Here is a 26,060-nt window from a genome sequence, read left to right as displayed (position 1 = left end):
CTATTGATTTTTGGATTTATAGATGTAAAATAAGTTTGCTATTAAATATAGTAAGATCCCCCAGACCCCGATAATCAAAACATTCGAAACTACAAGCAGGAATAGTGGGGTTTTAGACGGGGGTGACCACATAGTCCGTTGGTCAAAAGTAGACTTATCGGTTATGGGGACTCCCAACGGAGCATTGGCTATGGCTTTTACGGTCCCGTAGGTGTCATTATCCAACAGTACAACCTCCAGGGTAAGCTGGCCATTTACTCCGGGAATATCCGAAGCAATGGGAATTCGAATACTTCCACTGGCATCAGTCATATTAAAATCTCCACCGATCCGTAGAGGTCGGAACAAACGTTGCACTTGCAGGATCAGTGGCTGGTCTTCAAGTGGCGCTCCATTATTGATATCGATCAGTTGGGCTTCCAGATAGGTACGATCTGTCTCCTTGGAAAAGTGGAGGCCTATTTCGGCATCCCGGATGGAAAGCGTTTTGGAGGCTATCCGAAAACTCGGGTGTTCTGTAGATTTCACCACAAAAGTGTATAGTCCTGTACTATCGGCATGCTTGCTTGCCAGATCTCCCAATTGAAACGGTGCTTTTCCCTCTTGATTGGTAATCGCATTTCCCAATAGGATCAGGCTATCTGTTTCGGTCTGATTGAAGATCTCAAAATTAAGACCATTCGCAGGCTGCATGCCATCTTCCCCGCGGTACCTCGCCTGTATGGACAGGGTAGAGGTTTCCGGCATGAGCTTTGTGTAGCTCAAAGAGATACGGGGTCTGTTTTTGGACTCCTGTCCGTAGAGTGATCCGGTCGCCGGAAGCAACAGCAAACAAAGCAGGGCAGCCAAAGCGCTATGTAAGCTTATCCTATTCATCCTGTTCTAATAAATTGGAAATTTTGGATGTTTCATTTTCAATAGTCTTCTCTACGGGAATAATAGGCAAAAACCGCACCAAAAACGTCATGATTAGTAAGGCCATGGCCGATGTCCCAATGGTTACAATCCACTCGAGGGTGGTTGGGAAATAATGATGCCAGGACTCCGGCACCCCTTCGATCGGCAGAAAGGGATGCAGCAGGGTGGGGGTGACAATAAGGTACCTTTTCCACCAGGCACCAATAACGACCAGGATCCCCATAAAAAAAACAGGCAAAGGTTTCCGACCCTTCGGAAATACCATGACCAGCACGGGAATGAACAGGCTCCCAATTATAATCATCCAGAAGAGGGCGGCGTATTCGCCAACAAATAGCTCCTCTAAGTGGACCGCTTCGTCCACGGTATTTTTATAGGCAGGTACCAGATATTCATTAATATTAAAATAGATATAGACCAGGCACAGCAATACCAGTAATCTGGCCATTCTATCAAAATGAAAATCTGTTATATACTGCTTTAGTTGGTGGGATTCCCTTAATATGTACATCACCACTACAACAGCGCCTGCTCCGGCAACAAAGGCCCCGGCGATAAAATACGGTCCAAAATTAGAACTGTCCCATCCAGGGCGGTAAGTGGTTGCAAATAACCAGGCCGTTACGGTGTGGATCCCAAAGGCCACCGGGATGATCAGGATACTCAGTATCCGGATCGCTCTTCTGTGCCTGGCTTTCTGATCTGCTGTTCCTTTCCAGTTCAGGGAGAGCCGGGCATACCATTTCCTGGCCCTGGATCCTTCAGGGTAGTGATTCTTTATCAAGGCGAAATCCGGCAGCAGCGGATAATACAATAATAAAAGGCTTATTACCAGATAGGTAGTGATGACTACAACATCCCAAATAATAGGGGATTGAAGTCGCCCGTGCAAAAACAAATTGAATAGCCGGTCGGGGCGGCCCATGTCAATAATAATTGTAAGCCCTGCCATGATGATGGCTGCCACTGCAATTATTTCTGAAATTCGGACCAGGGGTGTTCTCCAGTGGGCACCCGTAATCCTGAGAATGGCGGTGATAAGCGACCCAACCAGACTGATGGCTACAAAGAAGACGAAATTTGAAATATATACCCCCCAAAGGGCGTAGTCGCGCATATCCGTTACAATCAGTCCTTCCTTGAGCTGAATGGCATAGGCCACCAGGGAAGCGACGATCAAAATGCCCAGGAATGAGAGCCATATATAACTCTTTACCCCGAATTTCCTGGGCATCAGATCTTTTAGGATTCGATCGCGTATCTCCATGACTATTCAGGTTTTTCTACTGACTGGTAGGGCGTGTAATTCTCAAGACCTTCCTCAAACTCCACCAGGCGGTCTGCCGGAGGCAGATAATACACACTGGGTTCGGTACCAAAATCTTCCATGAGCCGGTATCCGGCCTTTTCTTTCAATAGTTCTTTGAGCCTGAATGTTTCCTCCCCGTTGGTAACAGTATCCTCATAGGCATCCCCAAAATAGAATACCCCATTGGGGCAGGCCGTCACGCAATGCGGTAATTCATTATTATCAATCATGTGCGGGCAAAAATCACATTTATCGACAGTCCCCATCTGGCTTGGCAAACCCGCGTAATCAGGCGAGTGAGACATATGTTCCAAATGCAGGCTTATTTCGGTGGTTTCTCCCTGTGCGGGTTCCTCCCAGTTAAATACACGGGTAGAGTAGGGGCAGGCGGCCATACAGAACCGACATCCAATACACCTATCATTGTCGATCAGTACCAGGCCGTCCCTCCTTTTAAATGTAGCGTCAACCGGACATACTTTTACGCAGGGTGGTTTGTCGCAATGCATACATAGGGTTGGCTGCCAGTAGGGAGGCGTCTCAGGTGAATCCTGCATTTTATAGACTTTCAGCCAGGCATTCTCTCCGGTAACAAAATGGGCCTTGTTACAGGAACTGATACATTTTTTGGCATTTTTACAACGGGCCAGGTCTACAACCATTACGAATTTACGATTGGGATATCCCTCCCGTACCTTGTAGTTGTCATCCTTGAGTCCGGGCACTTCCTCCACCATATCGGCGGGCACCCTCATAAGGGTCCCATCGGTAGACATTACCTCAATGGTTTCTTCATTTTTTGTGTTCCCGCAGGCATTCAATGATTTTAATGCTCCTGCAGCCACAGCTCCCAGAATCCCAGCTTTAAGACCTTTGTCCAGAAAATTGCGACGGCCATTTGTATTCTTGTCTTCCATAAATCCTTTTATGAATTTGATTTTCCGAGCCAGTTTAAAAGGGATTTGTTACTCACCTTTTTCTGGATAACCTTAGCATCTCGGGTAGCCTTTCTTTTGATTTTTACAATGCTTCCATCGGCTTTCAGAAATGTGTCATATATTTCATTGTCCTCAGGGGAAGTATTGGTTTCTTGATTTGGCCCGTTACCAAAACCAAGGTACGGTAAGAAGAAACTACCCATAATAAGGGGTAATAACTTTCTTCTTTTAAGGCCTTTTTTATCTAATGAGTGGTTATCCATAGTAAGTCCATTTTTTACTGGAGAAACATATTCAACCCGGTGCGGGATTCAGAAATTATATTTACGGGTAATGTTGAAGCCAATCAAAAAGTCGCCTTTAAAAAAGTCGTTGGTATTAAACATATAGTTTTCCTGTGGCAGGATGCCGCTCAGGTTGGAAATAAATAAATGAAAGGCATGACCTGAAGTCGCGAATTCTGCACCAATACTAAAGCCCGGTTTGGGGTCCATATCGAGTTCGTCTCCATTTAAATGATGTACAAAAGGTTTGGCATAATCGATAAGGATGGATGTTTGCGGACTAATCTTGTAACGCCCTCCTACCGCCAGGCCAATAACGTCGTTGCGCATTCTGGGTTGGACAAGATTAAAATGGGATACGCTGGGAGCAATTTGCATGGAAAAATTGCGATTGAATCGCCGCGCGATAATCAATTGGTGGAAAAAGGAATACCTGGATTGCACGGTTGGAAAGCGGTTATTTCCTTTTTTGCGGGCATCGATGGCCCAGTTACCATAATAGGAAACGCTTACCGGTATCTTTCCCGAGCGGGTTTGCTCTAAAAGTGCGGCTTTCCAGTTAAAATCCTGAAACCTTTTGAATTTTGTGGTTCCAAACCCTACAGTCAGTCGGTCGTGTACTGCATAGGTCGCCCCAATCCTGATATTGGCAGAACCCCATATTCCCGCCAGGTCATTAGTACCCCCGTTGATCAACCCGAAACGGTGCGACATCATAATCTCCAATGTCTTTTTATTAAAGAGAATATTGGTGGGGTTATCTATAAGGTAAGAGCTCTCAAAGGCCGGTCGTTCCGGTTTGTCCACAACAGTATCCCGGCTTTGTTCCTGACCGATGCACAGACCGGAATACAGCAGGGAGCACATCAGTAATAAAATTCCTTTTTTCATTATTTCTGGTCTCGTTGGTGTATTAATTATTTTCGGCACCCCTGTCTATCCAACTTTTAATCAGGGAAATATCTGCCGTACTCAATTCAAATCCTGTTTCCACTGTGTGACCCAGGCCTGGCAGTCGCTGGTAAAACAAACTCCCTTCGGCATCTCCTGCAGTGACATAGGTTGGTACAATTGCGTTATAGGCATTTCCCACACGTAAATCGGGATCCTGAATGGCTCCGTTATGACATAGGATACAATTGGTTTCATCCCTGGAAAACAGCGGTTCAATATCCGTACGGAATGAAATTGGGGTATCGGGGTCTACATCCGGAATTGGTGGAGCCGGCAAGGCCTCGTCGTAATAGCATGAATACATCATCAGGCTGCAGAAACACAGGGTTGATATTGTTTTTAAAAATCGGTACATACGCACATATTTTGATAGATAAAAGAATCCCCCGAAGGCCATCCGGGGGGTCTTGGATTCCGCTAATCTTCGAGTGCCTCGATTGAGTTTTTAATAAGCGCTTTGGCGTAATTTGGATTATGTACCCCATCAGAGTTATCCTCAAGGATGGTCATATAATTCCAGGTGGCCTGTGCAACGGCCGCAGAATACGTTCCGGGAACACGCCTGCCTTCAGCATTGATAGAACCGGCAGCCAATAGTAATGCCTCAAGCCTTTCCATATCGGCAGCAAGGCCACTAACCTCAGATGGCGGGCCAGAAGTATGGCACTGTAAACACGCATTTTCTGTGGGGACCCAGGTGTGACCTCCGTCTGTGCCGTCTGTGGTCGGACCCATATGGCAGGCTATACAGGAAGATCCGGTCCTGTGGCCGGCTGAACCACGACCGGGATACGCCTCGGAACCTGCAATGGGAGCACCCATGATTCCTTCCAGCATGGTAGACTGCGGCCCGTGATGAGGCCCGAAACGGCTGGAGGTTATTTCATAATCAGCGGTCGGACCCGGAATTTCGTAACTATTTCGGGGTTGATGGCAATTCACACATAAATTACTCAGCCCCAATTCGTCTGAATTGTTGCGGATGTCTATCTGAATATTTGGATCCAGAAAGAGATCTACCGCTGCAATGGAGCGCACCGCTTTGTCGTTGCCGTCGTTCTCAAAATCGAAGGAACGGTGGCTGTCGTGACATCCGGTACAGCCAATAGGATTAGATACTCCATACCCATCCGGATTCGCCGTTGCAAATCCAAGGGAATCTATATACAGATTGGAGAGCAAATCAATAAACCCTTCATTATTATGGCAGCGTGCACAATTTGCCCATGTGCCAAAAGACCTTACTGTGTTTTTTCCGGAACTTGCATAGGCCATTTGAATGGGTTCCCTGAAAGAATTGGAGTGACATGAAACGCAGGAGGTAGTCCCGTCTACTCCATCCACTCCGTCTATACCGTCAATCCCATTAATTCCGTCAGCACCGGGAGGGCCGACGATAGGGTCACTGGTACAGCCAACTAAAAAAAATCCCATTGCAAGGATTAACAGCAGGCTGGGTAAATTAATATTTTTCATGAATCTCAAAATTTAGCGGTTACTATAATACCCTTAAACTAGAAAGAAGAAATATGATGAATCATGATAAATGTCATGTTTTGAAAATATTTATCCCGGTGAACAAAGCAGATTTCGAAGAAACTTTATTATTTTTGCCAACTGAATTTCGGGATGTGGCGCAGTCTGGTAGCGTACGCGCATGGGGTGCGCGTGGTCGCTGGTTCGAATCCAGTCATCCCGACCAAGTAAATCCAACGCGAAAGCGTTGGATTTTTTGTTTGCGGAAAACGCCAAATTTATTTGAGCGTTTGGAGCGAACAAAAAAACAGCATAGCCGAAAGGCTGTGTTGGATTTACTTGAGCAACATCCCCCGCTCTGGATCACGCCGAAGGCGTAATCCAGAAATTCCATCCCGATAGTTATCGGGACCAAATTCCAAATTCCAGTAAACTAGTCCCTTGTTTGTAAGCGTGGATGAAATGAAAAAGAGAGCCGGCCTCTTTGGCCGGCTTGGATTTACTTGAGCAACATCCCCCGCTCTGGATCACGCGAGTGTAGCGAGCGTAATCCAGAAAACCCCACCCCGATAGCTATCGGGGCCAAATTCCAGTATTAATTTCAACTTAATACTGACCTATCTGATCCTTATCATTGGTTTAAAAAAGCTGCTGTCCTAGCTTAGTGTTAAAGTCTTAAAACATGGGCTTTTATGATATTTAATCCGTCTTATTCCGGCTTCCTGCTCCCGGACACCCCGGGCAGATAGTCGGATAATGCAACCCTAAAACTTTGGGATGAAAATCAAAAGGGACAAAATAACGGAGATTCTCGGTGCCCTGAATATGGTGGTGGAAGCTGTAATACAAGAGGAAGAACAGCATTCAGCTATTCTAGAAAATGTACATGAGGCACATATTCTGAGTGCCCAAAACCTAATTCATTATACCGCCTTCAGGAAGTTCGATTTAAGGAGGATCAAAAAAAAATTGCGGAACCTGGGCCTGACCCGTTTTACCAATGCGGAAGGTCATATTATGGCCAGTTTAAACAATACCCGATTCATCTTAGGCAGATTACTTGAGAGCAGCGAGATCCATAAAATAAAAACCGGGCTGTCCATTAAAAAAGGTAAGCGACTGCTTACAAAAAACACCAAGGCACTGCTGGGCTACCGGTCAAAGGGAAGACGGGTACGCATTATGGTGACACAACCAACAGAGGCGGCATTTAATCCTCAATTGGTTCTCGAAATGGTGCAGGCAGGGATGAATTGCGCGCGGATCAATTGCGCCCACGATTCTCCAGAAATATGGAAAATGATGATCGATAATGTACGGCAGGCGGCAAAAACAACGGGAAGGAACGTCAAAATAGCCATGGACCTTGCCGGCCCAAAGAACAGGACCGGGGTTATGGCTCAGGGACCTAAAGTCCGGAAATACCGGCCGACTCGCGATGCCAGAGGAATTACCACTGGGCCCGCAGAAATTGTCCTGACTCCTGAGATCACAGAGGCATCGCCGTCAAACGCATTGCCGATATGCGCTGAGGCATTGGCCAGCCTGAAACCTGATGATGTTTTCCAATTTCAGGATACACGCGGGAAAAACCGAAGATTAAAAATAGTGGACCTCGATAAGGCAGGGGCAAGGGCCGCATGCAACAAGACCTTTTATATTGAAACAGGGACTGCTCTCAGGTGTATGAACAGGAGGCTGGATCCCATTATTGTAGGAGATTTACCTGCGGCAGCGCAACCCATTATCCTTTATAAGGGCGATGTGCTGAAGGTTTCCCGTGAAGCTCTAGAAGGACATGGAGCCAAACGGAATGAGGAAGGCGGGCCCATACAAAATGCCAAAATCTCCTGCCAGCTGCCCGAGGCTTTTGATTACGTCAATTCAGGAGATAGAGTCTTTTTTGACGATGGTAAAATTGAAGGGATTGTTGAAAACATCCAAAAAGAGGAGTGGCAGGTGAGGATTACCTCCGCCAGGGAAAAAGGTTCCAAACTCAGGGCCGGAAAGGGGATCAATTTTCCCGACACCGAATTGAAAATAAATGGGTTAACGGCAAAGGATAAAAAGGATCTGGAATTCGTTGCCCGGCATGCGGATATTGTTAATTTCTCTTTTGTGAACCGGAAAGAAGATGTAGAGCAATTGTACGAGGAGTTGGGCAAGCTGGGGGTTCTACACCAGCTGGGGGTTATCCTGAAAATCGAAACCCGGCATGCCGTGAAACATCTCAGGCAAATCCTCCTGGCAGCCATGAAGTCCAAACCGATTGGAGTAATGATCGCCCGGGGAGATTTGGCCGTGGAGATCGGATGGGATTCAATTGGAAGGGTACAGCAGGAAATCCTGACCTTATGTGGTGCTGCACATATTCCCGTGGTCTGGGCTACTCAGGTATTGGAAAACCTGGCCAAGAAAGGGTTGCCATCGCGATCGGAAATCACGGATGCCGCCGCCGCCATGCAGGCCGAGTGCGTCATGCTCAGTAAAGGCCCTTACATCCTGTCGGCCATCCGTTTGTTACATGTAATCCTGTCCGATCTGGAGGCGCATCATGTAAAGAATGAAGTGCTGCTGCCGAAACTGCATAGTACAGGAGCCGACCAGAAGGAATCGGTGGCTTCAACAACCTGATCTTACATCATTGTTTCAAAAGGAGAATTGAAACCCGATACCTTAATTATTTAATACTGGAGGGGTTTCTTCCGGTTGCGGCAGGTAGTTTTTTCGAAGCCATTCCCGGTAACGTGGCTCGGTGCGGTACGGGTCGAGCATGGAACGGCTGTTTAATCTTAAATAGGCTTCTGGATGGTTCAGGTAGTGGTACATGGAATCCCGTTCTCCAAGCACCGCATACACGGTAACCAATTCAGGAATTCGTATCAATTCCCCTTCACCCCAAAAATTATTCAGTATATCATGCACTTCATCTACCCTTCCCAAGCCGGCCAGCGCAAGGCACTTCATATACCTGCCTTCAGCTGTATTTCCTATGCTATCCTGAACAATATTCAGTGCAGTTTCATACGAATTTTGGTAGTAATGGTAAAAGAACCATCTAAGAGAACGATGAAAGTGGTTTCTTCCGTAGCGGAATTCCGGAGTTTGCATCAGCTCTAAGGACCTCTCGAACTGCCCCGCTTCATTTAGAGCACTCAGCAAATGGAATAAATGCCCTTTATCAATTTCGTAAGCTTTTTGCAGATACTCCACCATCTTCTGGTCATCATTATAAAACTCGTCATACATTATCGCAATACTCGAATAGAGCCAATTGTTTAATGTATCAATTTCCGAGGCCTTAAGGAAAATTTCCAGTTTTTTGCCCATGTTTCCTTGCCTTAAGGCTTCAATATCCCCTTTCCTATGTAAATACCACAAACCCGTAGTATCCGCCCCGAGAAGTATTTCTTCTTTTGTTAGCTCCTCAATTAGTTCGGGATCTTTAAACCGGAATAAAATTCGTGGCCGAAGCCATTGTACCTTATTTGAATAGGGCGCTATTTCCCGGGCCTTGTTTATTAATTTCAAAGACTTGTTAAGATCTTGTGGCCAACTTGCGGACAATGTCCATGCATAGTCCCAGTTTGTTAACAAGTCATTAGGCTCAATTGATAATGCTTTTTGGTAATGGTATTCAGATTTTTTAATCGCTTGATTTTTACCAGGGAAATGATAATAATTTCCAAAGAAATTATGGGCCCGGACCGAGGTAGAGTCCAGGCGTAAGGCTTTTTCTCCATTTTTATAGGCCAGGTCAAGGAGCGCTTTATTTTCCCAAGTATGTACGTATTCATATTCCTGGCAATAGGCCAAATGGGCATAGGCGTCCGCGTAAAAAGGGTCTAGCCTGATAGCTTCTTTAAAATAATCCGTGGCCTCCTGGTACTTTGGCAACCAATGATCCTCTTCAATAATCTGTTTTCCTTTGATAAACTGTTTCCAGGCTTCAAGATTATTTGTTCCTGTTTTTTCTATGTAGCCCGTTTCCTCTTTGGATATATATACATCCAATTGATCTACAATTTCTTTGGAGACAGTTTCTGTTATTTTCCCATGATTTTCAGCGTTCTCTTCATAGCGTTCAGACCAGATTACCCTTTCATCCTCATCTACGAGATTTACTGAAATCAGCATGAGATTCGGGTTGTCTTCAAACCGTATTACTTCCCCTTCCAGAATGTAATCTGCCTTTAGTTCTTCTGCTATTTCCCGGGTTCTTTTGTTTGAATCCATGAAGTGGTTGGAGGAATTGAAAGCTAAAGTCTCCAGGTTTTTGACTCCGGAGATCTTTCCATGGATACTACTGGCCAATCCGTAACAGAAGGTTTCGTTGTCCTTATCCTGACTGATATCGCGGAGGGGAAGTACAACTACCCTGTAAACGGCATTTTTCCTGAGGTTGAACCCAATGCCCCGGAAGGCATAAACCAGCACCACGGCCATAACAACAGCAAAAGCAAACATGAGCAGCAGATTCTTCCGGGAGCTGAACGAAGAGGTCTCCTCAGAGGGGCCGGATACCCTTTCAAATCCTTTCAGGGTGATCTTGTAAGCCCAGGAAATGAGAACCCATACAGGTAAACCAATCGCCAGAATAATGACCAGCGTTTGGGAGACCCAATCCGGGGCATCAAAGGTTTCAAGCACAATGTCTGCCACTTGCAGCAGGACCCAGGCAACCGCGAGGTATCCCAGGGTTTCCCGGATCACATTGCGGCGCTTGAGTTCGTCCCAGAAGTTGTTCATAGATTAACAAGTTAATCAAAATCCATCCCGATAGCTATCGGGACCAAATTCCAACCTGGAACCAAAGCTGAATTAGCCATTGGGAATTGGTGCTTGGATTTTGGAATTTACTCTAGTTCTTTATCCCAGGCAGGGTCCCAATCCCCTTCTTGCTTCAGGTATTCGATGACTTCGGCCCGCATGCGGTGGGTTTCCTCTGTAATCCGTTTAACAACCTTTTGGAATTTTCTATCGTTTTTAAACCGGTCAAAAAAGCCACGTTTAAGTTCACTGAAAACATCCAGGCGGTCCTTTTTTTGGAAATACCTGGTTTCAAGGGCCTCTACAAAAGCAAGTGTATCGTTGGTGGCATATAAACAATCTAGTTGCAGGTTGTTTTTCTCATGTGGTGGTAGATAGTCATCAGAAGTTGACAGGGTTTTATAATATTCGCACAGTTTTTTGGCAAAATTATCCGCCCTAGTATTATCGTGAGTTAATCGGAGCAATTCAATGTAAGTTTTTAAGTCATTGTATTTCGATCCATATTTTAAACTATCAACATAGATGAGGTCCTCTTGGATGTTAGGATGTGTAAGTTCAAAGATATCTTTTGCTTCTTCGTATTTCCCCAATCGAATTAGAAGCTGTACTTTGATTAATGTTTCTGTTTGGTAGTCTAGTCCTTTTTCAGAAACCCAAAGATCTAGGGTTTCCTGAAGAGTCTTAAACTCATTAGTGAATAAGTAATATGTACAAATACTTAGAATTGTTGTGGGGTTATCCGGATAACGCGCTTGCATAAGTCGATTGTACTTGTCAGATACAGGAGGCAAATCCAAATCGAGCGGGAAAAGTAAATTGAAATTTAAATTGCCTAAACGATATCGAACATCATCATGTTTTCCACTCGAATGAATTAATTTATATGCTTCTGACATATCCCCCTTAGGCCCTTTGGAAAGCATTAAGGCCATTCGCCTCATGGCACCCGGAACGGAATCCTTTGAGATTAGTTCATTCATTATGGTCAACCCCCGGTCTTGGAAACCGTAGAAATAATTCATATCCGCTAGTTGAATTTTTAAAAAGGAATTTTTAGGATCTAATTCCACAGATTTTTCAATCGCTTTAAGAGCTGGAGCAAATAACCGGGCACGATGCAAAGCCAAACCTAAAGAATAATATGCATCAGAATAATTAGGTTTTAACGCGATTGCCTTACGAAGGTCGGCGATTACCTGGCTGGAATCTTCTGGAGAAACCACATAGTACCTAGCCTTAGCCCATAATACCTCAGGTCTTTCTGGGGCTAATGCAAGCGCTTTGTCCAAGTGGAATTCCATCCGTTCGTCACGAATTTCCTTGCTTACGTTCCCATAAAAAAACCAATTGCCGTAGAGGTAACTTAATTCGGCATGGGCTTCCGCAAAATAGGGATCCAATTTTACGGCTTCATTAAGGAGGGTTATTGCTTTTTCAAGATCTTGATCCGTTCTTTTCTTGGAATAGTTTTTGGACTCCAGATACAGTTTTAGAGCCTCTGTATTCGTGGTAAGCACAGTTCCGAGTAACTGATCTTCCCCAGGAAGTATTTTAACCTTCAGTTGGGATATGACATTCCTGCTAACATCTTCCTGAAATCCAAAGATCTCAATAAAATCACCTTCATAGGAATCGGACCATAAATAGTGGCCATTATTCGCATTTACAAGCCGGGTAATAACTTTAATCCGGTTATTATTTTTGTCATATTGAAGGCTTCCTTTAAGGAGATAATTTACCTTTAGCTCTTCCCCTATTTCTTTATCACTAACTTTCATGTCATCATAGGAGAAGGAAGATTTGGGGTCTATTACCTGTAAAGCGCTTAATTTGGCCAAGTCATTTAAAATTTGTTCTGTCAGGCCTTTAGCAAAATTTTCGCTGTTTTCCAGCACGCTGATATTTTCAAACGGCAACACCGCAATACTCGCTTCCTGCTTTTTGTTGATACTGGTGGCCCCTGCAAAAAAAACCCTTTCTACCAGTAGAAAGCAAAGGGTCACGGCAAGTACGCCAATGATTATATGGTTCAGGCGCCGGCCCGCTTTGCGGTTGTCGGCCGTATCCTGTTGGACGATTCCCGTGCGCTTTAATCCCTGTGGTGTGAATTCATACAGCCATGTCAACACCAGGGCTATGGGGAAGCCCACAATAAGCATCAGGGTGGTCCAATAGGCAATGGTTGGCGGCCAGCCCAGGTTGTTCCCCAGGGTTTCCACGGCCTGCAAAATCAGCCAGCTGGTGACCACATAGGCGGTAGCTACCTTGTAGACGTTTCGGTTTTTGAGTTCGTTAAAAAAATTACTCATGACGGTGGGGATTAACTCATTGGCCTTCCATGTAATTGTTGTAATTAAAATTAAATTCTTTGCCTAACTTTTTCAGAAGCTCTGACCAGCGCGGATCGGAATGAAGGGCCTTTAATTCAGGATTTAACCACAAATCCTCGGTATGCGTAAGAAGGCGATCCCAAGCTTTTTCCAGTGAAATAAATGCCCTGTTCAAATCTCCTATAGATGCGTACAAAACAGCTGATTGAAAATGGTAAAAGCCCAAATCTTCGCCTGTGCTTTCCAATATTTGTCTTTCGGGAAGCTGTGTAAATAAGGTCAATAAACTATCGGCCCGCTCCGAATTATCGGATTTTGATTCAATCAGAATGGTAGCGTATAAGCTCCAATAGGGATCTGTGTCTTTGGCTAAGGTTTCTCTGGCTTTTTCGATCTGGCCATTTTCAAAATAATCAATAGCAAGCTCATCCAAATATGGATCTTCACCTATTTGTTGTTTGCGCACCTCTATGTGCTTATTGTACAAGGCTGAGGCTTTGGGATAATTCTCCCTGTACCTCTCTAGCTTCCAGGCCCACCTATACAATTCAGGTTTCATTGGTGAAAGAGGTATAGCCTTATAAATAGTTACCAGAGCTTTTTCAGGCATCCCTAGCCGGGTATAGGCATGTGTCGCATAATGATAAGCCTCTACATCATTTGGAACCTTGGAAAGTAATCCTTCTAATGTTTTTAATGACTTGTTTCCTTCCCGATTGTGCCATTGCCAATTGGAAATCCAATTTAATGCCATGATATTATTTGAATCTAATTCCTTTGCTTTTAGAGCGGCATTCATTCCAATAGTTATAGCTTCATCTTTTTCGATGTGGTTGTTATAAATACCCCTATGGAATGTTGTAGCGGATAACAAGGCCCATGGGGGTGCATAATCAGGATCGATCTTTATAGAATTACGCAGCAGTGAATCAGCAATGGTAATTGCACTGTCTGTAAACACTTTTAAATCTCTTAAGCTCTTAACCCCTTGCAAGTATAAATCGTAAGCTTCAGGATCCACTTTTCGCAACAAAACATCTTCTGTTGAGAACGTTAGATTTAAGCGCTCCGCAACTAGTTTCCCGATTTCATCTTGCACAAACAAAATGTCCTCAATCTTCCGATCAAAAGTATCTGACCAGATGTGGGCGCCGTCTGTTGTGTTTATAAGTTGGACCGTTATGCGATAAGTGTCCTTTGCCTTACGAACGCTGCCCTCCAGGATATAGGCGACTTCCAATTCCTCTCCAATTTGATCAATAGTGACATTCTTGCCCTTGTATGCAAAGGAAGAGGTGCGGCTGATGACCTTAAGGTCTTTGTATTTGGCAAGGTAATTCAATATTTCTTCGCTGATCCCATCGGATAGGTATTCCTGGTCCATTTCCGGGCTCATGTCGTCAAAAGCCATTACCGCAATGGAAGAGGTGAAATCGGGCAGGAGGGAAGCTTCTGCAAGTGGTTCCTCTACATTTTGGCTCATCCGGACCTGGTTAACAACAAGCAAAATTACGGCTATGCTTAGCCCGCCGATGATCACCCGGTTCAACCCTAAATTCTTCTTCCTGGAAACCTCAGGATCAAATGGTACATCTTCGGTCTTCTTTATCCCCTCTGATGAAAAATCATACACCCAGGCAATGATGAGCCAGATGGGGAAACCAACTGAAAGCACAATAATTGTGGTTTGCATCCAACCGGTGCCCAACTCAAAGGCATCGAGCAAAATGTCCAGTACCTGCACCAGGAGCCAGGCTCCCACGAGGTAGGCCAGACCGGCCTTGACCACATGGCGGCGCTGGAGTTCTTTAAAATATTCCTTCAGGTTCATTTTCCAGATGAACTGATTTTAATTCGCATACCCCGGATTTTGGACCAGGTTGGGGTTAATGTCTATGTCATCCTGGGGAAGGGGCATTACCAGTTGGTTTGAATTGAAGGGCAGCGTATCAATATTCAACAACAGGCGTTTAGCATCGTGCAGGCGAAAGCCTTCAAAGGCCAGTTCGCGTCGCCGTTCGTCCAGGATGTCCTGCAGGCTTATGCCCGATAACGGGCCTGCATTGGAACGCCCTCGCAGGGCGTTAATCTCTTCTTCAGGGGCCAGGCCCAGGCTGCTGCCTTCCCGAAAATTGCACTCTGCCCGGATCAGATGCATTTCAGCAATACGGATATGGGGTACATTGGCAAATTGCCCCTGCCATTTGGCTGTAACATTGGTGCCATTGCCGTTATAGATAAAATCGGCCCGGTCATCCGGCCCGGAAAACAAGTCGAAAAACGGGGGTTCAATGGTTACGTCCGCAGTCTGGGAGCGCCCCCCGAACTGAATGGTGGCCCAATAAGTGTTATACCAATTTGTTCCATCCTGGGTGGTCACCTGCCAGGAAAAAATATCTTCAACTCCATCTGTCTCATTATTAAAAGCCGCGGCCAGGTTTGGCGCCAGGCTGTGCCCGCTATTTACCAAAACATCATGGGCAGCATCGCGGGCAGCAGTGTAATTGCCCTGCTGTAAATATACCCTTGCCAAAAGGGCCCGGGCGGCATAGCGGTCTGCACGATCTGCATTGTTCTCGGGCAGCAGGCTATAGGCATCCTGCAGATCGGAAAGGACCTGGGCATAAACCTCATTAACGGTATTGCGAGCCGGATAGGTGACCTGGCTGAGGTCTGATACCCCGTCGTAAACCAGGGGAACCCCCAATTGGTTGTTTGAGACCCCTGCCTCGTAGGGCAGGGCGTAGAAGCGTACCAGTTCAAAATAATGCAGTGCGCGCAGAAATTTGGCTTCCCCTTCCAGGCGGGAACGTATTTCATCATCCTCCTGTATCTCCAGATTGTTCAGTACCAGGTTGCAAAGATTTATGGAACTATAGGAGGTGAACCAGAGAAAACGCGCGGTACCATTTGTGAGGGTTACCTGCTTACGGTCAAATTCAAAAAAGGTGGGAAATGTTCCCCGATAAGCCAATTCCCCCTCATTGGCCAGAAGTTCTGTAATGGTCTGATATTCCCCCGCATAAAAAAAAGTTGATCTGGCATACGCACCAATAAGGGTTTTATCCAGATTTTCCGGGTTCTCAAAAAGCTGTTCCGGGGTGAGGCTGTCAGTTGGCTGGGTTTCCAGGTTATCATCGCAGCCAACGAATAATAGTATGAGAAAGATGAAGATATATTTATTGTCCATAACCAGCGTTTTAAAAGTCTACATTAAATCCAATCGTTAGGGTACGCGCCTGAGGCGGGGAATAGAATGCCAGGCCAGAAGCAGCAGAATTGCGCTGGGCAAAATCGGCCGTAGATTCCGGATCCCATCCGCTGTAATCCGTAATAGTCAAAAGGTTTACCCCTGTAAAATAGACCCGGAGGCGATCCATTCCCAAACGGCGGGTAATGTCCGGGGGGAGTGTGTAGCCCAGGGTCAGGTTTCGCAGGCGGATAAAGTCTCCGTCTTCCAGGTAACGGGAAGAAGTTTGGGAACCATTGCCCCCGAATAGTCGTGCCTGTGGAACATTTGTAATGTCGCCAGGCTGCTGCCAGCGGTTTAACTGGTCTCGGGTCTGGTTATCAAAGAAGTCTGCATTGGAAGACTGGTAGATCCCCCCTCCGTTATAGATTTGTGCACCCCACTCCCCCTGGAAGGTAAAAGAGAAGTCAATCCCCTTGAATCGGAAATTGTGGGTCATCCCGCCGATGACATCGGGGAAAGGGTTCCCCAGAATCCGACGGCTGGCCTCGTTAAAATCATTGGTGGTATTCCTGTCCAGGCTGCCGTCTGCCAATTCGGTATTCAGGAAGAACAGGGCATCCCCATTGGCCGGATCCACCCCGGCATATTCCACCATGTACCAGGAGGCCACAGTTTCGCCTTCCCGTATGATCTTGTTGGACCGGATTATATCCTGCCCTTCGGGCAGGCTTTTTACTTCATTGGTATTGAAGGCCAGGTTGATATTGGTACTCCAACTGAAATTCTCCCCCAGGATATTTTTGGTGTCAAGGACAAACTCCAGACCCCGATTCTGGATTTCACCTAAATTCCGGTCTACCGAACGGATTCCGTTAGTGCTGGGTATGGGTACGGAAAACAACAGGTCTTCCGTGTTCTTCTGGTAATAATCTACAGAGGCATTGATCCGGTCATTAAACAAACCCGTGTCCAGACCAAAGTTATACTGCTCCGTTTCTTCCCAGCCCAGGTTCGGATCTCCCAGGCGTTGCAGGAAAAATCCCGGCCTTAAATTATAGGTATTGGTATTGAATTCGGTGCGGCTGGCAAAGGGGTTGGTATTGGAATTTCCTGTCACCCCCCAGCTGGCCCGCAGTTTCAGGTTGGAGATGGTATTATTGTTCTGCAGGAAGGGTTCATTGGAGGCCAGCCAGCCCACCGAGGCGGCCGGGAAGGTGCCATACTGGGAATTGACCCCGAAACGGGACGATCCGTCTACCCGCAAACTGGCTTTCAACAACCAGGTGTCAAATAGGGTGGCACTGGCCCTTGCGAAATAGGAAACCAGGGTGGCCCGCGATTCATAGGTAGTACCCCCTGTAATTTCCCCGGCACTTGCCAGTTTACGCAACTGGTCCGAGGGGAAATCCTGGCCTTCTATGTAAATTCCTTTGTTAAAAAGCTCTTCAAAGGACATCCCCAGGGTGGCCTCCAACTGTAGCTTTTCCCGGTTAAGCCGGTATTGGAGGTAATTGTTGATCACAAATTTTTCCTCCTTATCGTCATAGGCATCTGCAAAGCCATTGGTAGAGGCAGACTGTGTAAGGCTGCCAAAAAAACGTTCTTCCATCTGGTCGGTCAGGTCGTAGCCAAATTCGGACCGCAGGTAGAGATTATCTGTAAAGTTTATCTGTCCATAGACTTTGGCAAAGGCCCTCCAGATATTTGTTTCGTGTTCCCCATTGAATGCATCCATGAGGAAGTTGTAGTACAGGGTGGTTTCAGTATTTGGAGTGACTCCATCCGATAAATAAGGACTTGAAAAGGGGATTTGCGCAATGGCCTGTAAGGGGTTGGCGAACTGGTTGTCATTGGCAATCCGCGCCAGCTGGGATTTACTCAGGTTGGAATTGAGCCCCAGGGTAAGCCAGTCATTGGCCTTGTGTTCTATATTGGCCCGGATGGTATAGCGCTCGAGGGTATTCCCCCGAATGATAGCTTCGGTCTTATTGTAGCCTGTAGAAAGGAAAAAAGTGGTTTTCTCTTCCCCGCCACTGGCACTGAAACTGATATCCTGCACGGCCCCTGATACCAGGCCGAGGGATTGCCAGTCTGTATCTACAGCCCCTTCCCGCCAGTCAGCCTCGTCCTCGGCAAAAAGGTTGAAGAAAAAAGCTGCATCGTCTTCCGTAAAACCGGAATTAAGGGCCGCCTCTGTATACAGCTCCACGTACTCTTCTGTATTGAGCCATTCCAGGGTATTGGAGGGTTCGCTCCAGCCATAAGAAGAGTTAAAGGAAAAACGGGTTTTCCCTTTTTTACCGCTTTTGGTAGTTATCAAGACCACCCCGTTGGTGCCCCTGGAGCCATAGATGGCCGCCGCAGAGGCGTCCTTCAGGATTTCTATGGACTCGATATCAGCCGGGTTCAGGGATATCAGGTCGTTGATGGGGGATCCATTGACACTGAAATCGCTTTTAAAGATAGGTACCCCGTCAATTACATAAAGAGGCTCCTGGTTTCCGTTGATGGTGGCAACCCCCCGTACGCGGATTTTAAAGCCTCCTTCTGCCCTGCCGCTCACCTGAGTGATCTGTACCCCGGCTGCCTTGCCCACCAGGGCCCCCTGCACAGAGGGAACCGGGACTTCCTTGATCTGTTCCCTGCTTATGGACGCAATGTTGTCTGTAAGGGTTTTCCGGCTGGTGGTTCCGTATCCGACCACCACCACCTCTTCCAGGTCATTCCCGGGCATAAGGGTAATGTTGTAGTTGTTTCGGGTATCGACCATCACAATGGCTGTGATATAGCCGACATAAGAAAACAAGACCCTTTCTCCTTCGGCGGCCTGTATCTGGTAGGTCCCGTCCGGGCCGGTGATAGTCCCTCGCTGGGTACCCTCAACCAACACGTTGGCCCCCAACAGGGGTTCGTTAAAATTATCCCGTACCGTTCCACTGATGGTTTTCTGCTGGGCAGTAACGGACCAATTGGTAAGCAAAAGGAGCAATACCAAAGTTATCCTGGGCGCAGTTGGCATGATGCAGTAAAATTGAAAATACGGCTCCGAAGCCCGGAAGGTCGTATTGGTTAGGTTGATTACAAATTCCCCCTTCCTGAAGTGTACCGCAGGGGGAAACGGGTCAAGAAGTTAACAGTTCATCAAGTAGATTGTCAATTAAATTTATCAAATAAAACTTATTTTAACACGAATAGTTTATAAAAAGTTAAGAATGACATATTTTTTTAATATTATTTCATTAAAGTAGCAATATCATTAATATATACGTAAAAGGGTTAAGAGTAGGGATCTGCTGCTGACTCATGCTGGGATTTAAAATGTAATGGCAAGGACGTAAGTTTTTGAAATCTGGCCCACATCCCCGTGGTATGGGCTACCCAGGTCCTGGAAAACCTGGCCAAGAAAGGCCTGCCTTCCCGGTCGGAAATCACGGATGCTGGCGCTGCCATGCAGGCTGAGTGCATGATGCTCAACAAAGGCCCTCACATCCTGGCTGCGATACGCTTATTGAATGTGATCCTTTTCGATATGGAAGCCTATCACGATAAGAAGGAGGTGATGCTTCCCAAACTGCACCAATTAGAGGCGGGCTGATAGAATCCCCGCCTGCTAAATACCAGAGAAACCAGTGAAAGGGTCTATTAAACCCGCTTCATGCCAACCTTAATGCTTCGCGGGACTTTTTTCCTGCACAACCAGTAGAGCAGCAGGATGACGGATACAACATAGGAAATACTCATTAAAGTTCCCGATACCATTATCACATAGCGCATCCATAGGATTTCCTTCCAAAGCAGATAAATGCCCCCAAAGGTCAGGAAAACGGAGATCAGAGGCTCAAACAATAAAACCTTTCGCAAAATACCTGTAACGGGGCTGAGGTAAACCAAAAAAGCCAGGATCAGGAAAAGCATCCCCATTGCAAGCATATGGCTATGCACGATATTGAGGATCTGTTTTTCACTTTTGGCAAACTTCAGTTCCAGGGCCTCCGGGTCGTCTTCATTTCCAAGGTAATTCTCCTGTATACCCTTCGGATTGCCTTCACTGGTAACCCGAACAAATTGCAGTGCAGACAGGAAGCCTACACTGGTTATGAGCAGGTAAAGGATTATCAGGGTTTTCAGTTCCCTGGACAGATTCTGTATACTTCCACCTAACAACATTATAGAGCCTTTTCAGCCTTTAGCATGGCCATACTGACCAATACTTTGTCTACTGCCAGGGTCATGGAGCGGGCTGAAATGGTGGCTCCGGAGATAGCATCCACATCCTTTCCGTAGGACACAGATTCTCCCGCTTTTTTGCCGATGAACTGTTTCAGCCAGCGCTGGCTCCCGATCTGACGTCCGTAATCTTCCCGGTAGATAAGCACCTTGGCCTTCTTAATGCTCATATCCGGAGTAAATAAGACTACATAATCAAATGTATTTTTCATACTCGGGGCGTTGCCCAGGTAGGCATAGCCCAGCAGCTCCTCCTCTCTTGAGATTTTAAACAGGTTTTCTTCTCCCAGCGGGACCGAAGCCTTTTTGGCAAGATTCGGATTTATCGAGATAGGAAGCAAATCAAATTCTGCTTCTGAAAAAGTGGATTCCACAGCGGCCTGCAATTTTTGCTGCAGCCTGGGTGAAATGGAATTTGTGGTATAGCCCGAAAGCAAAAGGGCCATGATTACCATGGCCCCATACCGATATAATATGCTATTTAGTTTGAACACTACTTACCTCCTTTTCAGCGATTACAAACTTGCTAATTACCTCTTCGATTTCATCTGAAGTGGCTCCCTTTTTCTCCAGCGGATATAGGTGCATAAAGAGTGGCTTCCCATCAACCTTTTTAGCAAGGGTCAGATCTCCCTCCCTATCGTAAATTCCGTTCCACGCCTCTCTGACGCTGGTCCAGAAATCGCCATGCTCGTCCCACCAGTCTTTGGCCAGCTGACACTTTTCTTCTGCCACTTTGGTATAGATGTTCATACCCTTCTCTTGTGCCAGTAACACATCTGCGGCTCCTTCTGTTCGGATAATTTTATCGTTATCCTGTTCGTGCACCCAACCAAAATCGGTTATTTCATGGCGGTTGCCGCGAATCATAACATTGTAGTCGCTCCTTTTGGTATACTCCCGGCGGGGCAGTGGAGAATCTGCCTTGTTTTCCCAGAAGTGTTTGCCGTCAAAATGCACCCAGGTGGCCGAACCGGAATAGCGCGGGCTGTCGTCTGTCTGATAGACCTTTTGAGTCCACTGGCCCGATACCTGATCGGCAGGTATCTTCTTAAAATTCCAGCTGTTGTCCTTATTGTAGGTAAAAACCTCCTCGTTCTCATATATCCAGTCCTGCCTCCAGTGTTTTACCACCATGGTGTCATTGACAACCAGTAAATGCTGTATCGATATTTTGTCATCCCCTTCATAAATTGGAAGGGCTAGCTCCAGTGCAGCAGCGGTATAATCCAGTTTTTTTTCATAGTCAATTTCAGGGGCAAAGGTCTCTGTGTACTTAAAGGTTATCTCATAGCAACCACATAGGTCCTTGATCGAATTTTTATCCAGTTCTTTTTTTTCCTGACCGAAGACCAGGGTAGAAGAAGCCATTGAAAATAGGGCGGCAAATAGTGCTTTTTTAGTAGTCATTTGGATTGTTTTAGTGGAAAATAATTTTAAAAAAAGAGCAATTATTATTTAGAACGATTATAAATAACATATATATTTGCGGTCAAAAATAAAATGGAATGAGTCTAAATAAAAATTATTTCGTCATAATTTTTTCAACATTGGCCCATTTTTTTTCATTGGCTCAGCAATCACCGGAGAAAGACTCGGTCCTGACCGAAAACCTGAACGAAGTAGTGGTGACGGCTACCCGTACCATGCGTCAATTATCTTCCCTGCCCTTGCCGGTAACACTCATTCCCAAAAAACAACTGGAACAGACAGGAGTGACCCGTCTCAACGAAATCCTGTCTGAGCAAACCGGGATTGTCATGACACCGGATGCCACTATTGGTGGGGGGGAAGGCGTCCAGATACAGGGGATTGCCTCCGATTATATTCTGGTACTTATTGATGGGGTACCTATGGTCGGTCGCAGTTCCGGCAACCTGGACTTAAGCAGGTTTGCCGTCGGAAATATTGCCCAAATTGAAATTGTAAAGGGCCCTTCCTCCAGTTTATTTGGTTCCGAGGCCCTGGGCGGGGTTATCAATATTATTACGGAAAAACCCCGTTCTGAAAACCTGACGGGTGCTGTTTCCCACCGGGCAGCCACCTTTAACAATCAAAACTCCAATGTAAGCCTCAGCCAGCGCATGGGTGCGTTTGGATATGCCCTTTTTGCCGATCGCCTCAGCAGTGATGGGGTAGACCTTGCACCAGATCAGGAAGGGCAAACGATTAATCCGCTGACCAATTACACCCTCAGTGGCCGCTTCTATTTTGAGGCTTCTGAAAAATGGGATGTATTTAGTTCCGCCCGCTACTTCGGGCAGTCGTTCGCGGTGTCCGACGGAAGGAGTGAGGAAACCGATCTGAACCTGCAGTTACGGGCAAATCAACACCCTTCTTCAAGAACTGAAATTCAATACGAGCTGTATTATACCAATTACACGACAAACGAACAGACCACAGACCCCATAAATGATGAATTGCTGCTCGACAATGCCTTTGACCAAAAACTTTTCAGACCGGAGGTTCGGATAAATTACTCCTACAGGGACCAGAATACCTTAAGCCTTGGCGGGGGATATAACTTTGAGAGTCTCGATCGTTCCCTGTTTGCGGACCTGGTTACTTTTGATTCGCAGTACCTCTTTGCGCAATACGATTTTAACCCCTCGGATCGGCTCAATATTATTGCGGGAGCCCGATACGATAGCCACAGCGAATACAATTCCCAGCTCAGTCCCAAAATATCGGCGCGTTACGCACTCAGCCCGCACCTGGCCGTAAAAGGGTCGGTAGGCAGCGGCTTCAAGGCCCCGGATTTCCGGCAACTGTACCTGGACTTCACCAATGCCTCCGGCGGCGGCTATTCCGTCTTTGGCAAGGAGGTGGAAGCGGACGGGATCCAGCGCCTTCAGGATAACGGGGAACTGGCGAGCCTCCAGGTGGATCCTGCAATGCTGGGGGACGCCCTGGATGCCGAAACCTCGGTAGGTTTCAACCTGGGGACTACCTACAGAAACGGGAAGGTGTCCGCAGGGGTGAACTTCTTCAGAAATGATTTCAGGAACTTGATAGATACCCGGATACTTGCAGCTAAATCCAACGGCCAAAATGTATTCGGATACATCAACCGGGAACGCGTCTTTACCCAGGGCATGGAAGTAGACCTACAAGTCCGCCTTGAGGATAACCTGCGGCTCTCCGGTGGGTATCAGCTATTATATGCCTACGACAAAGAAAGGCGGAACGATATTGAAAACGGGCAGGTATTCGCCAGAGACCCGCAGTCCCAGGAAACGGTCCGCCTGCAAACCTCCGATTATTTTGGACTTGAAAACCGGTCCAGGCATACCCTTAACCTGAAAGCCTTTTATGAAATCCCGGATTGGAATGCCCATTGCAACCTGCGCCTGGTATACCGCAGCCGTTTTGGCCTTACCGACCGCAACGGAAATGGATTGCTGGATACCTACGACGATTCCTTTGTAAACGGGTACTCCCTGGTCAACCTGTCGTTTGGAAAGACCCTATGGGAGGATTATCAGCTGCAAATGGGGGCCAACAACCTTTTAGACTTCAGGGGGAGTAACCCCCTGGCAGCCCAGGATAACGAAGTGTTTATCAATCCTGGAATACAATTATTTGTTAAACTAAATTTTCAATTTTAAATCATTAGAACTATGAAAGGAAGCCTAAAACTACTCAAACTCTTTGTGCTTATGATAGCCCTGACAGCCTGTAGCGAAGATGATATGGGGGAGGTAGTTGCATTCAATGTCACCTCCATTTCCCCGGAGGTAGGAACCGTCGGAACAGAACTAACCATAACGGGAAGCAATTTCCCATCAGACGCTGCAAAAATAGAGCTCACTATAGGGGGGGCAGTTGCACCCATTACCTCCCTGACCGACAGCCGGATTGTGACAAGTGTTCCGCCAGGAGCCGTATCGGGGGAGGTACGCATAGTGGCCAATGGCGTTGCCAAAACGGCCCCTGCTTCCTTCACGGTTTTACAGGAGCTGGAAGTGGCCACTTTTGAAAATCTATTTGCGCCTCAGGAGGGAGGACAGGGACAGGGTGAAATTGGAGGTCCCTTTACAAAATTCAGTTTTGAGACCGGAGCGGTTACCGAAAGCAATACGGACTGGGACATTGCTTTCAGGGGAACCACCATTGCCATTAACGGTGGCGTGGCTACTGGAACAAATGATGAACCGGAACGCAACGCAGACGCAGGAGCAGTAATCGTAAATGGCCTGTTTGATGAAATTAACTCGGCAGAAGGGCTGAGTTTTTCCCAGGATGCCAGTGGTGCCTTTGCCATCCCGCTGGGGAGTGATAACGGATGGTACAATTACAATTTCATGACCAATGTAGTAAGTCCCATTCCCGGCGTGGTGCTCGTTTTCAGGACACATGATGGAAAGTACGCCAAAGTAGAGATATTGAGTTATTACAAGGATGCACCGGCTAACCCGGACGGTTTTGCGGATGCCTCCCGGTACTACACTTTCCGGTATGTATACAACCCGAATGAAGGAGAACTAACACTGGCCAACTAAATGAAATCCCTTAATATTATCTTTATCGTACTGCGCCTGTTGCTCGGAGGGTTTATGATCTATGGAGGGGTGCAGAAGTTTCAAAAACCGATTCCGGAACCCCTTCAGGTGGTGGAAACGGCACAAAAATTCCATGATCCGGCCCAGAAACCTACGCTGCAAAAAGTCCTGTACATCAGCGGGGCAAAACAGACCGGATATTTCTGGCAGGTGTTGGGGATTTGCGAATTGCTCTTTGGCCTGCTGCTGATTTTGCAGTACACCAGTTTTATAGGAGCCCTTTTTCTGCTGCCTATTACGCTGCATATCTTCCTTTTCCACCTTTTTCTGGAGGCGGATGAACTGGGGGAACTATTCCAGACGGCAGGGCTGCTGATTGTTAATATTCTACTGGTACTAAAAGAGTACGGGAAATGGAAACATTTGCTGTGGATGCGGCCGGTTGGAGCCTAAGCCTTTTTTTTAAAAGCCCCTTTTAATAAGGGGCTTTTTAATGCGGGCAGTTTCGCCTAAGCCGACCTTCGGTCTCTGAAGAAGCTGTTCAAACCTGCCACTACCTCAGCAGATTTGGTCCGCCCAGAAAGGGTAGCCTTATTTTGCCGTTCACCGACAGCAACTTTTCATTCGTCTATACTTATCTGCTTTTGAACCACATATAAACTTAAGTACTAAACAAAAGAAGGTATATTGCCATTTAAATCTCATTCTGAATGAACCTTCTACTGATTGAAGACGACGCTATCGAAACGATGAAGTTCCAGCGTGTCCTTACCAAACTTCAAATACCACACGAACTCAGGGAAGCCAAGAACGGGGAAGAAGCTTTGGATTTGCTCGAAAACGAGCCATTGCCCGATCTCATCCTTTTAGACCTAAATATGCCCCGTATGAATGGGATAGAGTTCTTAAAAAGATTGAAGGAACACGAGCAGATCAAATTTTTGCCAACAATTATCCTGACCACTTCAGAAAACCGGGAAGACTTGCTGGAATGCTATAAAATTGGTATTGCCGGCTACGTAATCAAGCCACTCAAATTTGAAGATTACGAAGCGCGAATAAAAACGGTGCTGGAGTACTGGGGCATCAACGAATTGGTCAAAGCCTGACAAAATCTGGCGTTTCACAACAATTCTTATTTTGTAAGTGGCTAATT

The 26,060-nt window shown here is 46.4% G+C and carries 21 protein-coding genes and 1 tRNA gene; 7 read left to right on the top strand and 15 right to left on the bottom strand.

The features are described from left to right. The 7 genes from ACT6NU_RS01050 to ACT6NU_RS01020 all read right to left on the bottom strand — a co-directional run bounded on the left by ACT6NU_RS01050 (window position 1) and on the right by ACT6NU_RS01020 (window position 5,879). The gene (locus ACT6NU_RS01050; protein ID WP_445382607.1) at window positions 1–876 is read right to left on the bottom strand and encodes a hypothetical protein; all 876 of its coding nucleotides are present in this window, start codon (window positions 874–876) and stop codon (window positions 1–3) included. After that, the gene (gene nrfD / locus ACT6NU_RS01045; protein ID WP_445382606.1) at window positions 869–2,185 is read right to left on the bottom strand and encodes an NrfD/PsrC family molybdoenzyme membrane anchor subunit; all 1,317 of its coding nucleotides are present in this window, start codon (window positions 2,183–2,185) and stop codon (window positions 869–871) included. The genes ACT6NU_RS01050 and nrfD overlap by 8 nt, the downstream gene beginning before the upstream one ends. 2 nt (window positions 2,186–2,187) lie before the next feature. Beyond that, the gene (locus ACT6NU_RS01040; protein ID WP_445382605.1) at window positions 2,188–3,144 is read right to left on the bottom strand and encodes a 4Fe-4S dicluster domain-containing protein; all 957 of its coding nucleotides are present in this window, start codon (window positions 3,142–3,144) and stop codon (window positions 2,188–2,190) included. 8 nt (window positions 3,145–3,152) lie between these two features. After that, window positions 3,153–3,428 carry a hypothetical protein gene (locus ACT6NU_RS01035; RefSeq protein WP_445382604.1) on the bottom strand — a complete coding sequence of 92 codons (276 nt, stop codon included), beginning with the start codon at window positions 3,426–3,428 and terminating at the stop codon, window positions 3,153–3,155. 48 nt (window positions 3,429–3,476) lie between these two features. After that, a complete protein-coding gene (locus ACT6NU_RS01030; protein WP_445382603.1) occupies window positions 3,477–4,340 on the bottom strand; it encodes a DUF5777 family beta-barrel protein in 864 nt (287 codons plus the stop codon). A 22-nt stretch (window positions 4,341–4,362) separates the two neighbouring features. Then, window positions 4,363–4,758 (bottom strand): hypothetical protein, encoded by a 396-nt coding sequence (locus ACT6NU_RS01025; RefSeq protein WP_445382602.1) that lies wholly within the window; start codon window positions 4,756–4,758, stop codon window positions 4,363–4,365. Window positions 4,759–4,820: 62 nt separating this feature from the next. Continuing rightward, complete coding sequence (locus ACT6NU_RS01020) at window positions 4,821–5,879, bottom strand: hypothetical protein (RefSeq protein ID WP_445382601.1); 1,059 nt, start codon at window positions 5,877–5,879, stop codon at window positions 4,821–4,823. A 149-nt stretch (window positions 5,880–6,028) separates the two neighbouring features. Between ACT6NU_RS01020 and ACT6NU_RS01015 the strand changes: the two genes are divergently transcribed. Further along, a tRNA-Pro gene (locus ACT6NU_RS01015) sits at window positions 6,029–6,105 on the top strand. Window positions 6,106–6,656: 551 nt separating this feature from the next. After that, a complete protein-coding gene (locus ACT6NU_RS01010) occupies window positions 6,657–8,513 on the top strand; it encodes a pyruvate kinase (RefSeq protein WP_445382600.1) in 1,857 nt (618 codons plus the stop codon). Window positions 8,514–8,555: 42 nt separating this feature from the next. Here ACT6NU_RS01010 and ACT6NU_RS01005 read toward each other — a convergent pair whose 3' ends face one another. The 5 genes from ACT6NU_RS01005 to ACT6NU_RS00985 all read right to left on the bottom strand — a co-directional run bounded on the left by ACT6NU_RS01005 (window position 8,556) and on the right by ACT6NU_RS00985 (window position 19,194). Then, a complete protein-coding gene (locus tag ACT6NU_RS01005) occupies window positions 8,556–10,628 on the bottom strand; it encodes a hypothetical protein (RefSeq protein ID WP_445382599.1) in 2,073 nt (690 codons plus the stop codon). Window positions 10,629–10,735: 107 nt separating this feature from the next. Then, window positions 10,736–12,961 (bottom strand): hypothetical protein, encoded by a 2,226-nt coding sequence (locus ACT6NU_RS01000; protein WP_445382598.1) that lies wholly within the window; start codon window positions 12,959–12,961, stop codon window positions 10,736–10,738. Between the two features lie 16 nt (window positions 12,962–12,977). Further along, entirely contained in the window at window positions 12,978–14,708 is a 1,731-nt protein-coding gene (locus ACT6NU_RS00995) for a hypothetical protein (RefSeq protein WP_445382597.1), read from the bottom strand. A gap of 123 nt (window positions 14,709–14,831) precedes the next feature. Next, the gene (locus ACT6NU_RS00990) at window positions 14,832–16,172 is read right to left on the bottom strand and encodes a RagB/SusD family nutrient uptake outer membrane protein (RefSeq protein ID WP_445382596.1); all 1,341 of its coding nucleotides are present in this window, start codon (window positions 16,170–16,172) and stop codon (window positions 14,832–14,834) included. A 10-nt stretch (window positions 16,173–16,182) separates the two neighbouring features. Continuing rightward, complete coding sequence (locus ACT6NU_RS00985) at window positions 16,183–19,194, bottom strand: SusC/RagA family TonB-linked outer membrane protein (RefSeq protein WP_445382595.1); 3,012 nt, start codon at window positions 19,192–19,194, stop codon at window positions 16,183–16,185. A 345-nt stretch (window positions 19,195–19,539) separates the two neighbouring features. Between ACT6NU_RS00985 and ACT6NU_RS00980 the strand changes: the two genes are divergently transcribed. After that, entirely contained in the window at window positions 19,540–19,770 is a 231-nt protein-coding gene (locus ACT6NU_RS00980; RefSeq protein ID WP_445382594.1) for a hypothetical protein, read from the top strand. A gap of 47 nt (window positions 19,771–19,817) precedes the next feature. Here ACT6NU_RS00980 and ACT6NU_RS00975 read toward each other — a convergent pair whose 3' ends face one another. From ACT6NU_RS00975 to ACT6NU_RS00965, 3 genes are read right to left on the bottom strand one after another with little or no spacing between them, the layout of a single operon-like run. Next, a complete protein-coding gene (locus ACT6NU_RS00975) occupies window positions 19,818–20,342 on the bottom strand; it encodes a hypothetical protein (RefSeq protein WP_445382593.1) in 525 nt (174 codons plus the stop codon). Then, a complete protein-coding gene (locus ACT6NU_RS00970; protein ID WP_445382592.1) occupies window positions 20,342–20,896 on the bottom strand; it encodes an FMN-binding protein in 555 nt (184 codons plus the stop codon). Before ACT6NU_RS00970 ends, ACT6NU_RS00975 begins: the two co-directional genes overlap by 1 nt. Then, window positions 20,880–21,812, bottom strand: a complete 933-nt coding sequence (locus ACT6NU_RS00965; RefSeq protein ID WP_445382591.1) for a DUF6607 family protein — start codon at window positions 21,810–21,812, stop codon at window positions 20,880–20,882. The genes ACT6NU_RS00970 and ACT6NU_RS00965 overlap by 17 nt, the downstream gene beginning before the upstream one ends. Before the next feature lie 98 nt (window positions 21,813–21,910). Between ACT6NU_RS00965 and ACT6NU_RS00960 the strand changes: the two genes are divergently transcribed. The 4 genes from ACT6NU_RS00960 to ACT6NU_RS00945 all read left to right on the top strand — a co-directional run bounded on the left by ACT6NU_RS00960 (window position 21,911) and on the right by ACT6NU_RS00945 (window position 26,013). Beyond that, entirely contained in the window at window positions 21,911–24,010 is a 2,100-nt protein-coding gene (locus tag ACT6NU_RS00960) for a TonB-dependent receptor plug domain-containing protein (protein WP_445382590.1), read from the top strand. 12 nt (window positions 24,011–24,022) lie between these two features. Continuing rightward, on the top strand, window positions 24,023–24,904 hold the full coding sequence (locus ACT6NU_RS00955) for an IPT/TIG domain-containing protein (RefSeq protein WP_445382589.1): 882 nt from the start codon (window positions 24,023–24,025) through the stop codon (window positions 24,902–24,904). Beyond that, window positions 24,905–25,357, top strand: a complete 453-nt coding sequence (locus ACT6NU_RS00950; RefSeq protein WP_445382588.1) for a DoxX family membrane protein — start codon at window positions 24,905–24,907, stop codon at window positions 25,355–25,357. 257 nt (window positions 25,358–25,614) lie between these two features. Beyond that, complete coding sequence (locus tag ACT6NU_RS00945; protein WP_445382587.1) at window positions 25,615–26,013, top strand: response regulator; 399 nt, start codon at window positions 25,615–25,617, stop codon at window positions 26,011–26,013. Window positions 26,014–26,060 lie beyond the last annotated feature (47 nt).

The organism is Robiginitalea rubriflava (assembly GCF_052540725.1).
Note: the sequence above shows the minus strand (reverse complement) of the source record. Positions and strands in the feature narration are given on the sequence as shown.